Here is a 13,973-nt window from a genome sequence, read left to right as displayed (position 1 = left end):
CGTCAGAAAACTTCTCTTGAGAGATATAGTTGCGTTGTGAGCGCCATGCAGGGGTCCTGCCCGGTCCCTGAAGTGGCGCGACCTCGAGCGAGTCCATCGTCGGGCATGGCTCGACCTTCGGCGCGAACGCCGCGGGTCAGATCAGCGATGTCAGAGATGGAAGGGTCGCGAGGTCAGCGCGTACTCGGCGCTCCGTCACACGAGGGGGGCTGGAGATCCGACGGAGCTGGAACGGCATCGCTGGAATGGGAAACGTGCTTCAATACCGCGTTGAGTCCATAAGACATGATACCTCCCCGTCCTGCCGTGATCGCTCACGACAAGGTCCTGCGTGTCCTGAAGACAACCGCGCCGTACTCCTGTCGCGGATGCCTGCCCAATGTACTGGTCGTCCGCTCGACGTCGCCCAGCTTGCGTGCCGAGGTAGCATTGCGATGTCTCTCATATACGCTTGGCGCGAGCGAGAAGATCCCGCCTGGAGACATTCAGACAAAAAACTACCCTTCCCATATTGCTATGGGTTTTGCACCGACATCGCTTGTTGAAGCGTCGCCTACGTGCTCATCGCCGCCGATTTGCACGCTCGCCCCGTTTCCTAAACCGCGCTGGTCTGAAGATCGTGGGCGCCGCTGACCACTTAAGGAATACACTAAGCGGAAAGACTCGCAACGAAATTGATTCACACTTGAGGCACCAAAAAACTTGACCTCGGTTAACGCCGCGCGCGACTTGTTCACAGGCTGCGAAGCAAGTTTTTGAATCCGTGCACAGAATCGAAAATGTGGTGCCTCGTGTGACAATTCTCGGCCACCGCCAAAATTTTTTTACAAATTCGTCACGCGCTGCACGTGCGAGCGAATTTTCCAAATGCTTGTCGCTGCTATGTTGATAAGTGATTATCGAGTCATCGCTTTTCGAGACTCGTTTTGCAGGGTAACTCCACCGTGACACACATTCCGGTGAATTTACGGTGCGCAGAACTTCTCGGCCGCCGATTCAATTGGAGCCCGCGGCACAGGGGTTTTTGCAACGCAGTGAGGTTTCCGCTGTTGCAGTACAGCGTCCGGTAGAACTACGGGACGAAGAATAACGCAGATGATGCAGATCGTCCAAGCGAAGATCGGGCTGCGCGTGGCTGCTTGCGCGAACATGACAGTCAACAAAAAAGCCCGGCGCAATGCCGGGCTGTTTGACGCGCTGACCGGATCGACCGATCAGATGCTGCGCGAGACTACCTCGCGAGATTGCTTCGCAATATTACTTGGCGAGCTTGGCGATCTGCGCGGTGAGGCGCGAGACTTTGCGGCTGGCGTTGTTCTTGTGAATGATGTTGCGCTGGGCGGCGCGCATCAACGCCGGCTCGGCAGTCGCGAGTGCCTTCACGGCTGCGGCGCGATCGCCGCTCTTGATGGCTTCCTCGACGGTGCGCACGGCGCCGCGCATCTGGGTGCGGCGCGACTTGTTGACGGCGGTGCGGCGGGCGATCTTGCGCGTCGCTTTCTTGGCGGAAGTGGTATTGGCCATGGTCTCAATGTCCTTTGCGGGTACCGGTCGCGTCTTGGTCGGGTAGCGCCGGCTTGCTTGACCGCGTAATCGACGCTCGGATTTAGGGTGTTCGGTTGCTGGGCCGTTCCCGGAACATGAGCGACGGCCTTGCGGCTGTCTCTGAGGCTCCAAGGAGTCTTCAAGCTCGAGAGAGTCTTGAGGCTCAAGGTGCCTGCAACTGCTCAAAGAACAGCGGCGGCGGGATTGCGCCCACCGCCAATTGCCGCCCTTATAGAGAGGGTCTTCAGCACCGTCAACGCTTTCGGGGGCCGGAAATCCGGTCTTTGGCGGCCTGGATGGGCACCGTAACGCCCTGAAGAGGTTGAATTTCTGCCGTCGCCCGGCTATTGGCTGGCAACGTTCCAGGAGGCCGTTCGATCGGGCGGCCATCGCAGGTGAGGCATGATCCGCGGCTTTTTCCGACTGATTGGGCTGTTGCTGCTCGCCGGCGGGTTCATCTTCATGGTCTATGACGGTGCCCGCTGGGTGGCCGATCAGAACCTCAAATTCACCCGGTTCGGCCAGTTCTGGAACGACATCAATCAGGCCAGCCAGTCGGCATTCCGCACCTGGGTCGAGGCCAAGGCGCCCTGGCTCTGGACCTCGGTGATCCGCCTGGTGCTGGATCAGCCGGTCTTTGCCGTCCTCGGCATTCTCGGCATCCTCCTGATGATCCTGTTCCGTCCGCGCAAGCCGTTGATCGGCTATTCCCGCGACTGAGCCTGGAACGGGCGGCCGCGTAACACGGCTGCGTCCCGTCGCGTAGACGCCTATAGTCCCACCTCATCGCGAGCACGCCGCCTGAGCTGTCTGGTTTCTCGTGCCCGGTTTTCCACCTTGGCTCAGGCGACGGACAGTTCGCTTCGGAGATCCGTCATGCTGTTCATGCGCAAGACCACCGCACTGCCGAGCGCAACTGAGGCGTTGCCGGGCCGTGCGCAGGCCATCCCGACCGCAACCACCCATTTCGTCAACGGCGCGAAGCTGAAGCCGCCTTATCCCGCCGGCCTCGAGCAGGCGGTGTTCGGGCTCGGCTGCTTCTGGGGCGCCGAGCGCAAGTTCTGGGAGCTTGGCGACGGCGTCCACGTGACTGCCGTCGGCTACGCCGGCGGTCACACGCCGAACCCGACCTATGAGGAAGTCTGCTCGGGCCGCACCGCCCACACCGAAGTGATGCTGGTCGTGTTCGATCCGAAGAAGATTGCTTACGAGAAGCTCTTGAAGACGTTCTGGGAGAGCCACGACCCGACCCAGGGCATGCGCCAGGGCAACGACGTCGGCACGCAATATCGAAGCGCGATCTACACCTATTCCGATGCGCAGAAGAAGGCCGCCGAGCAGTCGAAGGCGCTCTACCAGAAGGCGCTTTCCGCCAAGGGCCTCGGCACCATCACCACCGAGATCGGCCCCGCCGGCGAATTCTATTTCGCCGAGGACTACCATCAGCAATATCTGGCGAAGAATCCGGCCGGCTATTGCGGGTTGGGGGGCACCGGCGTGTCCTGCCCGATCGGGGTCGGCGTGAGCGTGTAGGCGGAACGACGCATCTTGCTTACCCTCCCCTGGAGGGGGAGGGTCGGCTCACATTGAGCGCAGCGAAATGTGAGAGGGGGTGGGGTGACGGTCTCTCCACATCGCATACTGCCCGAGTGGAGAGATCACCCCACCCCGCTCGCGCTGCGCGCGATCGACCCACGGGCGAGCTACGCTCGTCCCGGACCCCTCCAGGGGAGGGTTGGAGACCATCCCCCCACGCAACGCTTTATTAACCATAACCGGTGCATCACTGCGGCTGTCTCGTTTCGAGGGATGGGTCCGGTGCCGGTTGCACGCGCGTTTCGATGGTCGAAGTTGGCGTCCTTGGCAGCGTCCGCCGCGCTCGCCCTGGGCGGCTGCATGCAGACCGGAAGCCCCGTCGCCTACGTGCAGCCTCGGCCCGATCTCGATTCCATGGCTTATGGCCAGCCCTATAGCGCGCCGCAGCCAGTGGTCGTCGCCAACAACGGCGGCGGCGCCATCGCGGCGTTCAGCAATTCCTTTGCGGCTTCGCCCGCACCGATGCCGGTCGGCTACGCCGCGCCGATGGCGGCGCCGGCGCGCAATGGCGCCTCCTACCATCTCGACGCCGGCGACAAGCTTCGCGTGGTGGTCTACGGCCAGGAAGGCCTCACCAACAGCTATTCGATCGACGCGGGCGGCTCCATCACCATGCCGCTGATCGGCGCAGTGCCGGCGCGCGGCCGCACCACGGCGGGCCTTGCCGGTGAGATCGCCGCACGCCTGCGCAACGGCTACATCCGCGAGCCGTCGGTGGCGGTCGAGATCGAGACCTATCGCCCGTTCTTCATCCTCGGCGAGGTCCTCGCGCCCGGCCAATATCCATACGTGCCGAACATGACAGTCGAGAGCGCGGTCGCCATCGCCGGCGGCTTCTCGCCGCGCGCCAAGCGCGACGTGGTCACCGTCACCCATACCGAGAGCGGCGGCGCCATGCGCGCGGTCGTCCCGCTCGGCACGCCCCTGGCGCCCGGCGACACCGTGTTCGTCGGCGAGCGCTGGTTCTAGGGCCTCAGCCGCGCCCCCCTCGTCATTCCGGGCGCGACGAAGTCGCGAGAATCCATCTCTCCATCGTCTCTGCCGTCGGATGGATTCCGGGCTCGCGCTACGCGCGCCCCGGAATGACGGCGGAATCTCACCGCCTGAAATCCAGCCGCCCGTTCGGAAAACATCCGTCGATCCGCATCGCATCGACCACGCGCCCGACCCAGGGCCGGGTGATCGCCGGCGTGGTCAGATTGATGTATTTTCCGACCAGGCGATCCGCGCCGTCGCGCGCCGCATCGATCAGTCCGTGCCGGCGGCCGTTGTCCCAGTCAAAGCGCAGATAGATCCGGCCTGCTGAGACGCGGATCTCGGCGCGGCCCTGCTTCCACTTGTCCGGCGCATCGCCGGCGATGGTGGGATCGGCGCCGCCATTCCAGCGGCTCTGCCACTCGCCCTCGATCGGATCGGAGCGCGTCGCGATTGATGCCCATGCCGGTGCGTTGACGTCGGCAGCATCGCCGGGCAGCGATGCCGTCGCGGCATAATCCTTCACCTCGAGATCGTCAGGAGATGGAACGTCCATGGTTCCGAACGGATTGCGGATGACGAGGTGCGTGATTGCCTGCTGCATGGCGATCTCCCGGCGTGAGTTGGCTTGACCGGCCAGCTCTATCGCCGGGCGGCACGATGCAGCCACCCGATTTCCGCTCCGGGGGCGGCGCAACTCTCTCCTCTTGTCATTCTTGTCATTCCGGGGCGCGCGGTAGCGCGAGCCCGGAAGCCATCGCGCTACCATCGCTGACGCCCGATGGATTCGGCGGGGAGTGTCGCGCGCCCTATTTCAAATGCTTCGCGAAGAACGCCATGCTGCGCGGCCAGGCGATGTCGGCGCTGGCCTTGTCGTAGCTGGCGCGCTCGTCGCAATGGAAGCCGTGCTGGGCGCCGGGATAGATGAAGACCTCCACTTCCGGCCGCTTGGTCTTGATGGTCTCGACGTCGGCGAGCGGAATGCCGGCATCCTTCTCGCCGAAATGCAGCTGCGTCGGCACCTTCGGCGCCTCGTCGGCAAAGCGCACGATTGCGCCGCCGTAATAGCCGATCGCGGCCTTCAACCCCGACAGCCGCGTCGCCGCCACGAAGGCGACGCTGCCGCCGAGACAGAAGCCAATGATGCCCACGGGCCCGACGCTTCTGGCGACGTCGATCGCGGCTTGCGTGTCGCGCAGCATCGCGGCCCAGTCCGGATTGGCCACGAACTTGCGCGCCTCCGCAATCTCGTCGGGCGAATAGCCCGACTGGAAGTTCGGCGACGTCCGGTCGAAGATCGACGGCGCGATCGCGACATAACCTTCCCCGGCCAGCCGGTCGCAGACAGAGCGAATGTGATGATTGACCCCAAAAATCTCCTGGATCACCACCACCGCGCCCTTCGGCGTGCCCGAGGGATCAGCGCGATAGGCGCCGAGTTGGAAATTGTCGGAGGCCGTCAGCTTGATGTCTTGTCCCACGCGGGTTGTCCTTCTTGGTTGTCGATCCGAAATTCAGCTCTCTCTCCTCATCTGAGGAGCGCGCTCTTCGCGCGCGTCTCGAAGGATGCAAGGCCGAGAGGCGGCAGCGGGGCCTTCATCCTTCGAGACGCTTGCTGCGCAAGCTCCTCAGGATGAGGGGATAGGGTTCACTCCCACATCCAGTTCTCGCCGTAATCCTCCTTCCATCCTGCCAGCCGTCCGTGGCGGAATTGCAAGAACAGGCGGTGGCGGTGGGGGAGCAAGCCGCTGCCGCCGATGTTGCGCAAAGCGAGGTAGATCTCGTTGCCGGCACGTCCCCGTACATATTGCAGCGGCTGACCGAGGGCGCGCGCGGTCTCTCCTGCATCCATGCCGAAGGCGAGCGGCGTGTTGTTCGACGAGGTCGTGACGAACGGCTGGCGCGGCGGCACGGCGCCGAACGGCTCGGCCTGCGCAGATATCGACAGCAACATCGTGCCCGCGGCCAGCATCATCAGCTTCATCGCCTACGTCCCTGCTCGATCGCCCTATGCCGGCAAGTTCTTCAGGAAAGGCACGACCGCGTCAACAAAAGCCTGGGGCTGATCGATGTTGACGGCGTGTCCGGCGGCGGGGATCACGACCTTTTGTGCGCCGGGGATCTTTGCCGCCATGTAGTCGGACGCGGCGAGGAACGGCGTGTCGTCGGCGCCGACCACGATCAGCGAGGGCACCGTGATGTCGGGGAGCGACTCGATCACGCAGGCGTCGCGCTGGGTCAGCATGCCGCGTGCGGCGAGCGCCAGCCCCCTGGCGTTGCGATGGCTCGCGGTGGCGCGCTCGCGCGTTGCCGATTTCAGGACGTCGAGGCCTTCGCGGTCGAGCCTGTCGGCCGTCGCAAGCGCCCGCGCGTTCCAGGCTTCGCGCGCGTCGTCCTTCTTGAAGCCCGGTCCGGTATCGATGATCAACAGCGCACGGGCCCGCTCCGGGTGTGCGCGATAGAACGCGAGCGACATGTAGCCGCCGAGCGAGAGGCCGCCGATGACGGCGCGCTTCGCGCCGACCGCATCGAGGATCGCCGCCATGTCACCGACCGTCAGCGCTTCGCTGTACGCGTTCGGATCGTCGGGATAATCGGACCGGCCGTGGCCGCGCATGTCCCACAGGATCAGCTGGTGATCCCCAGCGAGCGCATCGACCTGCCCATGCCACATCGTCGAGGTCGAGGAATAGCCGTGGGTGAGCAGCAATGGCGGCCCGTTGCCATGGACCTCGTAGTAGATTTCGACGCCGTCCCGGTTGATTTTAGGCATTGTTTTCCGCGCCTTTCTCGTTTCTTTTCTATCGCGCCTCGATGACGGTGCACCCACTCCCCCTGTGGGCCCCCTGTGGGAGAGGGTGGCTTCGCGAAGCGAAAGCCGGGTGAGGGGTCTCCATCCTCACGAGCGGTTTGCGAGTGGAGAGAACCCCTCATCCGTCGCGCTACGCGCGCCACCTTCTCCCACAAGAAAGGGGAGAAGGAAGTCCGCGCCTGCGGCTGCACTCTAGCGCGCCAAGTTACCTCGAAGAAACTACCTGATCGCAATGGCACGCATGTCGGACAACACGCTCTGTTGCGTCCAGTCGCTGCATCCGCCTGCTCTCGCAACGCACAACATCGGGCTGCCGAGATAGTTCGACTGCATCCAAATTGCATTTGCCTCCGCGCCTGAACGCGATCATTCTCGCGGCAAGGCTGACGCCGGCCCGGTGGGCGTCCGCCACACAAGTTGCCGCCGTAAGCGGCTTCATGCACCGGCAGGGGAAGACGCCTATGCCAACACTCACCATCAACGGGCGGAGTCTGTCCGTGGATGCGGCGAACGACACGCCGCTCCTCTGGGCGATCCGCGAGCAATTGCAGATGACGGGCACCAAGTTCGGCTGCGGTGCCGGGCTGTGCGGTGCCTGCACCGTGCACGTCAACGGCGAAGCGGTGCGCTCGTGCCAGACCATGGTCGGCGACGTCGCCGGCAAGAAGATCACCACGATCGAAGGCCTCTCGGCCAAGGGCGATCATCCCTTGCAGAAGGCTTGGATCGCCGAGCAGGTGCCGCAATGCGGCTACTGCCAGTCCGGGCAGATCATGCAGGCGGCTTCGCTGCTCGCGAAGAATCCCAATCCGACCAAGGAAGAGGTGGTCGCGCATATGGACGGCAATCTCTGCCGTTGCATGTCCTATTCACGGATCCAGAAGGCGATCATGCGCGCCGCATCCGAGATGCGCACCGCATCCGCCACCTCCAGCGAGCGGAGGCCCACATGAACAAGCACGTCAAGAACGTCACTGCCGAGGCGACGGATCTCAGCCGCCGCTCCTTCCTCGTCGGCACCGCCGCGACCGGCCTCGTGCTCGGCTATGCCGGCGTGCCCGGCATCTATCCTGCGGCCGCCGCGGCGCCTGCCAATTTCGAGCCGAGCGTCTGGTATGCGATCTCGCCGGACGGTCTCGTCACCGTGACCTGCGGCAAGGCCGACATGGGCCAGCACATCGCCTCCACCATGGCGCAGATCGTCTGCGAGGAGCTGGGCGCGAAATGGAGCGACATGCGCGTGGCGCTCGCCTCCAACCATCCGAAGTTCAACGACCCCGTGCTGGGTGCGCAGATCACCGGCGGCAGCTGGTCGACCATGATGAACTTCGACGCCATGAGCCGCGCGGGCGCCGCGGGCCGCATCGCATTGACCGAAGGTGCCGCCGCCGCGATGGGCGTGCCGGCATCCGAGCTCGTGGTGCGCGATTCCGTGATCGTGCATCCCAAGTCGAGGAAGCAGATGTCGTTCGCCGATGTCGTGAAAAGCGGAAAGGCGACGAAAACCTTCACGCCCGACGAGCTGAAGGCGATCAAGCTGAAGACGCCCGATCAATACACCATGATCGGCGTCTCGGTGCCGCAGCTCGACATCCCCTCCAAGACCAATGGCACGGCGAAGTACGGCATCGACGTGATGCTGCCGGGCATGGTCTATGGCGCGGTGGTCACGCCTCCGGTGCGCTTCGGCGCCACGGTGAAATCGGTCGACGACAGCGCGGCGAAGAAGGTGCCCGGCTTCATCAAGGCCGTCACCCTCGACGACAAGACCGGCACGACGTCGGGCTGGGTCGTCGCCGTGGCCAGCACCTACGCCAACGCCAAGAAAGCGGCGCAGGCGCTGAAGGTCGCCTACGACAACGGCCCGAACGCCAAGCTGTCGAGCCAGTCGCTGCTCGATGAAGCCATGCGGCTTCAGAAGCTGGAGGATTCCGGCCAGTTCTTCGTCAAGGACGGCGATCCCGTTGCTGCCTTGGGTTCGGCGGCCAAGGTGCTGGAGGCCGAGTACACCACCAGCATCAACATCCATGCGCCGCTGGAGCCGATGAATGCCACCGCGGAGTTCAAGGGCGACATCCTGCACATCTATTCCGGCAACCAGTTCGCGACGCGTTCCGGCGCGATCGCCGCGGGTGCCGCCGGGATTGATCCGAAATTCGTGGTCATGCACCAGATGTGGCTCGGCGGCGGCTTCGGCCGGCGTCTCGATGCCGACATGATGATCCCCGCGGTGCAGGCAGCGAAGGCGGTCGGCAAGCCGGTGAAGGTAATCTACACGCGCGAGAACGACATGACGATGGATTTCTCGCGTCCGCTCACCTATCAAAAGGTCAAGGCCGGCGTGGACGGCGATGGCAAGCTCATCGCGATCAGCCACGACGTGGTCTCGGCCTGGCCGACCGCGCGCTGGGGAATCCCCGATTTCCTGACGCCCTCGGTCGACAAGAAAGGCCCGCTCGATTCCTTCACGGTGAACGGGGCCGACTTCTTCTACACCGTGCCCAACCATTATGTGCGCGCGATCAAGAACGAGCTCGCGCACAACGCCACACCGTCCGGTCAACTCCGCTCGGTGGCGCCGGGCTGGACCTTCTGGGCGGTCGAAAGCATGATCGACGAGATCGCGGCGGCGACCGGCAAGGATCCCGCCCAGTTCCGCATCTCGCTGCTCGACGGCGCCGGCAAGAACGACGGCGGCGCGCAGCGGCTGCGCAACACCCTGCTCGCCGCGATGGGACTTTCGGGCTACGGCACCAAGCAATTGCCGAGAGGCGAGGGCATGGGCGTGGCCTGCGTCTCCTCGCAGGAGCGCGCGACTGCAAGCTGGACGGCGTGTGTCGCCCATGTCGCGGTGGCGCCGTCGGGCGCGGTGACCGTGAAGAAGCTCACGGTCGCAACCGACGTCGGCACGCAGGTGCATCCCGAGAACATTCGTGCCCAGGTCGAGGGTGCGGCGCTGTGGGGCCTGTCGCTGGCGATGTACGAGAAGGCGACGCTGAAGGACGGTGGCATCGAGCAGACCAATTTCGACAGCTACACGCCCTTGCGCATGAGCCAGACGCCCGAGGTCGCGGTCGCCGTGATCGCCAATGGCGAGAAGGCCACCGGCGTCGGCGAGCCCGCGGTGACGGTGGTGGCGCCGGCCATCGGCAACGCCATCTTCAACGCCTGCGGCGCCCGTGTTCGCGCCCTGCCGATCACGGCGGAGGCCGTGAAGGCGAGCATGAAGGCGTAAGCTGAGCCGCGATCGCCAAACGAGATGATCCGCCGGAGGGCAACCTCCGGCGGATCTGTTTTGGGGAAGCCGCCTCCACACCCTCACTGTCATGCCCCGGCTTGACCGGGGCATCCAGTACGCCGCGGCTTTTCGGTTCAGCCGCGCCGTCACGGCGTACTGGGTCGCCCGGTCAAGCCGGGCGACGACAACGGAGGGTGGGGCGACAGCATCCAAAACTCCTCTGTGTTATCAATGCCCGTTCTACTGTGCATGGGGTTGTTTTCGCGGCTTCGAAGCTCCCCCTCCCGGAACCCCAATCCCTAAAATTGCACCCTATTCCCCAAGGTTCCATTGAGCACGCCTCTTAAGGCCCGGGGAACCTGATCCGGCTTAGGCTGACGCCAAATCCAGTTCCGTGCTTTGGGGAAGTCATGAGCGCCTCAGCCAAACCCGCCGCCAACCGTCGGCTTCTGCTCGCCTCCGATCGCAGCGACGGGAGCAGCGAGCTCGCCAGCATCTTGAAAGCGGTCGGTGACGTCTCCACGGTGACGACGGAAGAGATTCCCGCCCAGCCGGCGCGCGATCTCTCCGGCCTCGTGGTCGACATCAACCTGCGCTCGCCCGAGAGTGTGCAGCGGGTACGCAACAAGCTGCGCGGCGATGCCTACCGTTCGATGCCGCGGCTGTTCGTGCTCGCGGACGCCCTGCATCACGGCACCATGCAGGCCTGGGCGTTAGGGGCCACCGACACCATCTCACGGCCGCTCCAGGCGGACGCGATCCTTCAGCGCATCCGCGCCGCTTTCCCTGATACGGCCGCCTATGACGCCACCGATCGCGGCAAGACGCTCAACCGCGGCGTCGCGGCGGCGCACGCGGTGCTGACCAAGATGTTCGAGAAGCTGCCGCTCGGCGTGCCCCTGACCTTCGACGACGTCATCGCGGCCGAGAGCAAGATCCTGAAGGCGATCAAGCATTCCTCGCTGCGCGAATGGCTCACCACGGTCGGCTGCCATCATGTCGGCAGCTACCGCCATTGCCTGTTCGTCACCGGCTTCGCCGTCGCTTTCGCCCAGCATCTCGGCATGCGCGAGGACGACCAGCGCCGCCTGACGCGCGCAGCGCTGCTGCACGACGTCGGCAAGGCCTTCGTTCCGGCCGCGCTGCTCGACAAGCCGGGCAGGCTCACCGACGAGGAGATGGCGGAGGTCCGCCAGCATCCGCGCCGCGGCTATGACGCGCTCGCTGCCCAAGGCGGCTTCCCGCCGGAGATGCTCGACGTGGTGCTGCATCATCATGAATTCCTCGACGGCTCCGGCTACCCGAACGGCCTGTCGTCGAACCAGATCAGCGACATCGTGCGCCTGACGACGATTGTCGACATCTACGCCGCCCTGGTGGAGAAGCGCGCCTACCGCATGCCCTTCACCCACTCCCGCGCCTTCGCGATGATGGAAGGCATGGGCGGCAAGCTGGATCAGCAGCTGCTGCAGGCCTTCCGGCCCGTGGCGCTGGGGTCGTTCTGACGATCTAATCCGTCATTCCGCGGCGCGCGAAGCGCGAACTATGGTGCGCAATTGCGCACCTGAGAATCTCGAGGTTCCGGGTTCGGTGCTCTGCATCGCCCGGGAACGACTAGATCACCCCACCATCTTCCTCAGCTCCGCCTTCGCCACCTTCTCCAGCGTCGAGCGCGGCATGTCGTCGACCAGCCTGATCTCGCGCGGCAGCTTGAAGTCGGCGAGGCCCTTGCGGCAGGCTTCCATCACGCGATCATGCAGGTCCGGCGCAGCACCCGCGACGCCGCCTTGCGGGATGATGAAGACGACCGGCACCTCGTCCAGCATCGGATGCTTCTTCGCCACCACGGCAGCTTCCCGCACGCCCGGCACCAGCGCGATCACCTGCTCGATCTCGGAGGCCGCGACGTTCTCGCCGCCGACCTTCAGCATGTCCTTGGCGCGGTCGCCGAACTTGATGAAGCCGTTCTGAAGCCGCTCGACGCGGTCGCCGGTGAGGAAGAAGCCGTGCTCGTCAAAACTCTCGCGCGTCGCCTTCTCGTTGTGCAGGTACTCGGCGAACAGCGACAGGCCCGGGATGCCCTTGATCGCGAGATTGCCGGTGTCGCCGACCTCGGTCGGCCGTCCATCATCGCCGGTGATACGGATTTCATATTCCGGCGCGGCGCGGCCGATCGACATCGGGATGTTGGGCTGGTCGACCTCGCCGACAATGCCGTGGGTGATGGTCTCGGTCATGCCCCACCAGCCGATGATCTTGACGCCGAACGCGGCGAAGGCCGGCGGCTCGTTGATCGCACTGCCCCACAGGCGGAATTTGTGGTCCTTCGGGATCTCCTGCTCGAGCAGCGCTTTCATGCAGAACGGAATCGTGGAGGTCCAAGTCGAGCCGTGCTCGCGCGCGACGCCCCAGAACCGGCTCGCGGAGAAGCGCGGCTGGATCACGCCCCGACCCACAGTGCCGCCAGCATGGAGTAGGCCAGCGCATTGGTGTGGAACAGCGGGAGATAGGTCTGGTGCACGTCCTCGGCGTGAAGGTCCTCATGCGCGGCATTGATCTTGCCGCCCCATGTTGGCATGGGTCCACAGCACCGCTTTCGGCCGTGATGTCGTGCCCGACGTGTACTGCACGCTGCACGGCGCGAGCGGATCGGTCGCGCGCCTCGGACGATCGGCGCTGTCGGCGAACAGGGATTCAAAACCGTCGCCGCGTGAGACCGCCTGCGCAGGCGCTGTGCCGGCGTCATGCGAGGTCACCGCCATCCAGCGAATGTTGCGGCAATTCTGCGCGACGACTTCCGCATAGGCCGGCTGCGTGATCGCAGCGACCGCGCCGCAATGATCGGCGAAATATTCGATCTCGGCGGGCGCTGAGCGCGTGTTGGTGGTGACCGCGACGGCCCCTAACTCGACACAGGCAAACCAGGCCAGCAGCGCCTCGATGCAGTTGTCGAGGTGAATGAGCACGTATTCGCCGGGCTTGACGCCGCGCCTGGCGAGCCCCGCCGCAAGCGCGCCGACCCGCTCGTGAAACTCACCATAGCTCCAGCGCCGCGCCGGCGCGTCGAACGGAGCCCAGATCAGGAACGGATGATCACGCCGGACCTCGGCGCGCAGCTTGAGCAGCCAGGGCACGTCGAGCCCGTCGAACGGGCTCACGATTCCGGCGGCGGTCTGTTGAACTGGCATGGTTCCTCCCGGTGCAGCCCTGCATCTTGCTGGCGGCTGTCTTTGGATTATTGCGTCTTCCTGCCACCAGATGGCGCGGGGTGCAAATCGGAGCACCCCATCTCTCCCGTCATTGCGAGGAGCCCTTGCGACGAAACAATCCAGGTTCACTCCGCGGAAACAGTCTGGATTTGCTTCGCTGCGCCTCAGTCCTCGTACGACGATATCTCGATCAAGCTGCCATCGGGATCGCGGCAATAGACCGAGCGCAGCGTGCCGCGGGCGCCTTGCCTCGGGCCTGGGCCCGCCTCGATCGCAACGCCATGTGCCCGCAAATGTGCCACCACCTCGTCCGGTGTGGCCGAGGTGAGGAAGCACAGATCCTCGCTGCCGGCGGTCGGATGATTCGCGGTGAACCACTCCACTCTGTCGGCATCGCGCTGCCGGACGTTGATCCTCTGGTTACCGAACTCGAGGAAAGTCCGCGGCGCTTTGCCGCCGCCCGGATCGAACACCTTGACTTCCATGCCGAGAATCTTGCGGTACCACTCCGCCGTCGCCGCGACATCGCTGACATTGATCACGAGATGATCCAGGGCATGAACCTTGACCGGCATGTCTCATCCTTTCGTCGTGATGC

13 protein-coding genes and 1 pseudogene are annotated in these 13,973 nt (G+C 64.6%); 6 read left to right on the top strand and 8 right to left on the bottom strand.

The features are described from left to right. Window positions 1-1,257: 1,257 nt before the first annotated feature. Window positions 1,258-1,524, bottom strand: coding sequence for a 30S ribosomal protein S20 (rpsT, locus tag P6U27_RS37200; RefSeq protein WP_024338506.1), 267 nt, complete (start codon window positions 1,522-1,524; stop codon window positions 1,258-1,260). Window positions 1,525-1,947: 423 nt separating this feature from the next. On the opposite strand from rpsT, the gene P6U27_RS37195 reads away from it, so the two are divergent. The 3 genes from P6U27_RS37195 to P6U27_RS37185 all read left to right on the top strand — a co-directional run bounded on the left by P6U27_RS37195 (window position 1,948) and on the right by P6U27_RS37185 (window position 4,110). Beyond that, window positions 1,948-2,265 carry a hypothetical protein gene (locus P6U27_RS37195; protein WP_122406294.1) on the top strand — a complete coding sequence of 106 codons (318 nt, stop codon included), beginning with the start codon at window positions 1,948-1,950 and terminating at the stop codon, window positions 2,263-2,265. A gap of 156 nt (window positions 2,266-2,421) precedes the next feature. Then, on the top strand, window positions 2,422-3,078 hold the full coding sequence (gene msrA, locus P6U27_RS37190) for a peptide-methionine (S)-S-oxide reductase MsrA (RefSeq protein ID WP_129142322.1): 657 nt from the start codon (window positions 2,422-2,424) through the stop codon (window positions 3,076-3,078). Between the two features lie 285 nt (window positions 3,079-3,363). Continuing rightward, window positions 3,364-4,110: a polysaccharide biosynthesis/export family protein gene (locus tag P6U27_RS37185; protein WP_129142321.1), complete on the top strand. Its 747-nt coding sequence runs from the start codon at window positions 3,364-3,366 to the stop codon at window positions 4,108-4,110. A 127-nt stretch (window positions 4,111-4,237) separates the two neighbouring features. Here P6U27_RS37185 and P6U27_RS37180 read toward each other — a convergent pair whose 3' ends face one another. The 4 genes from P6U27_RS37180 to P6U27_RS37165 form a co-directional block, all read right to left on the bottom strand. Next, window positions 4,238-4,720, bottom strand: a complete 483-nt coding sequence (locus P6U27_RS37180; protein ID WP_129142320.1) for a hypothetical protein — start codon at window positions 4,718-4,720, stop codon at window positions 4,238-4,240. 205 nt (window positions 4,721-4,925) lie between these two features. Further along, entirely contained in the window at window positions 4,926-5,597 is a 672-nt protein-coding gene (locus P6U27_RS37175) for a dienelactone hydrolase family protein (RefSeq protein ID WP_209295275.1), read from the bottom strand. A gap of 167 nt (window positions 5,598-5,764) precedes the next feature. Continuing rightward, on the bottom strand, window positions 5,765-6,100 hold the full coding sequence (locus P6U27_RS37170) for a hypothetical protein (RefSeq protein ID WP_122406290.1): 336 nt from the start codon (window positions 6,098-6,100) through the stop codon (window positions 5,765-5,767). A gap of 24 nt (window positions 6,101-6,124) precedes the next feature. Continuing rightward, window positions 6,125-6,889 (bottom strand): alpha/beta fold hydrolase, encoded by a 765-nt coding sequence (locus P6U27_RS37165; RefSeq protein WP_407193536.1) that lies wholly within the window; start codon window positions 6,887-6,889, stop codon window positions 6,125-6,127. 500 nt (window positions 6,890-7,389) lie between these two features. On the opposite strand from P6U27_RS37165, the gene P6U27_RS37160 reads away from it, so the two are divergent. The 3 genes from P6U27_RS37160 to P6U27_RS37150 all read left to right on the top strand — a co-directional run bounded on the left by P6U27_RS37160 (window position 7,390) and on the right by P6U27_RS37150 (window position 11,671). Next, window positions 7,390-7,881, top strand: a complete 492-nt coding sequence (locus tag P6U27_RS37160) for a (2Fe-2S)-binding protein (RefSeq protein ID WP_407193535.1) — start codon at window positions 7,390-7,392, stop codon at window positions 7,879-7,881. Then, window positions 7,878-10,163 (top strand): molybdopterin cofactor-binding domain-containing protein, encoded by a 2,286-nt coding sequence (locus tag P6U27_RS37155; protein WP_407193534.1) that lies wholly within the window; start codon window positions 7,878-7,880, stop codon window positions 10,161-10,163. Before P6U27_RS37160 ends, P6U27_RS37155 begins: the two co-directional genes overlap by 4 nt. A 413-nt stretch (window positions 10,164-10,576) precedes the next feature. Further along, window positions 10,577-11,671 (top strand): HD-GYP domain-containing protein, encoded by a 1,095-nt coding sequence (locus P6U27_RS37150; protein ID WP_122406287.1) that lies wholly within the window; start codon window positions 10,577-10,579, stop codon window positions 11,669-11,671. 114 nt (window positions 11,672-11,785) lie between these two features. Here the strand turns inward: P6U27_RS37150 and P6U27_RS37145 are convergent, their stop codons facing one another. From P6U27_RS37145 to P6U27_RS37135, 3 genes and pseudogenes are all read right to left on the bottom strand, one after another. Further along, window positions 11,786-12,097: an AMP-binding enzyme gene (locus P6U27_RS37145; protein WP_407194536.1), complete on the bottom strand. Its 312-nt coding sequence runs from the start codon at window positions 12,095-12,097 to the stop codon at window positions 11,786-11,788. Window positions 12,098-12,301: 204 nt separating this feature from the next. Further along, window positions 12,302-13,354 (bottom strand): annotated as a pseudogene (locus P6U27_RS37140) (AMP-binding protein); the annotation flags it as partial. A 185-nt stretch (window positions 13,355-13,539) separates the two neighbouring features. Beyond that, window positions 13,540-13,950: a VOC family protein gene (locus tag P6U27_RS37135; protein WP_129142315.1), complete on the bottom strand. Its 411-nt coding sequence runs from the start codon at window positions 13,948-13,950 to the stop codon at window positions 13,540-13,542. Window positions 13,951-13,973 lie beyond the last annotated feature (23 nt).

It is taken from the genome of Bradyrhizobium sp. STM 3566 (genome assembly GCF_045571445.1).
GTDB classification, from domain to species: Bacteria; Pseudomonadota; Alphaproteobacteria; order Rhizobiales; family Xanthobacteraceae; genus Bradyrhizobium; species Bradyrhizobium vignae.
Note: the sequence above shows the minus strand (reverse complement) of the source record. Positions and strands in the feature narration are given on the sequence as shown.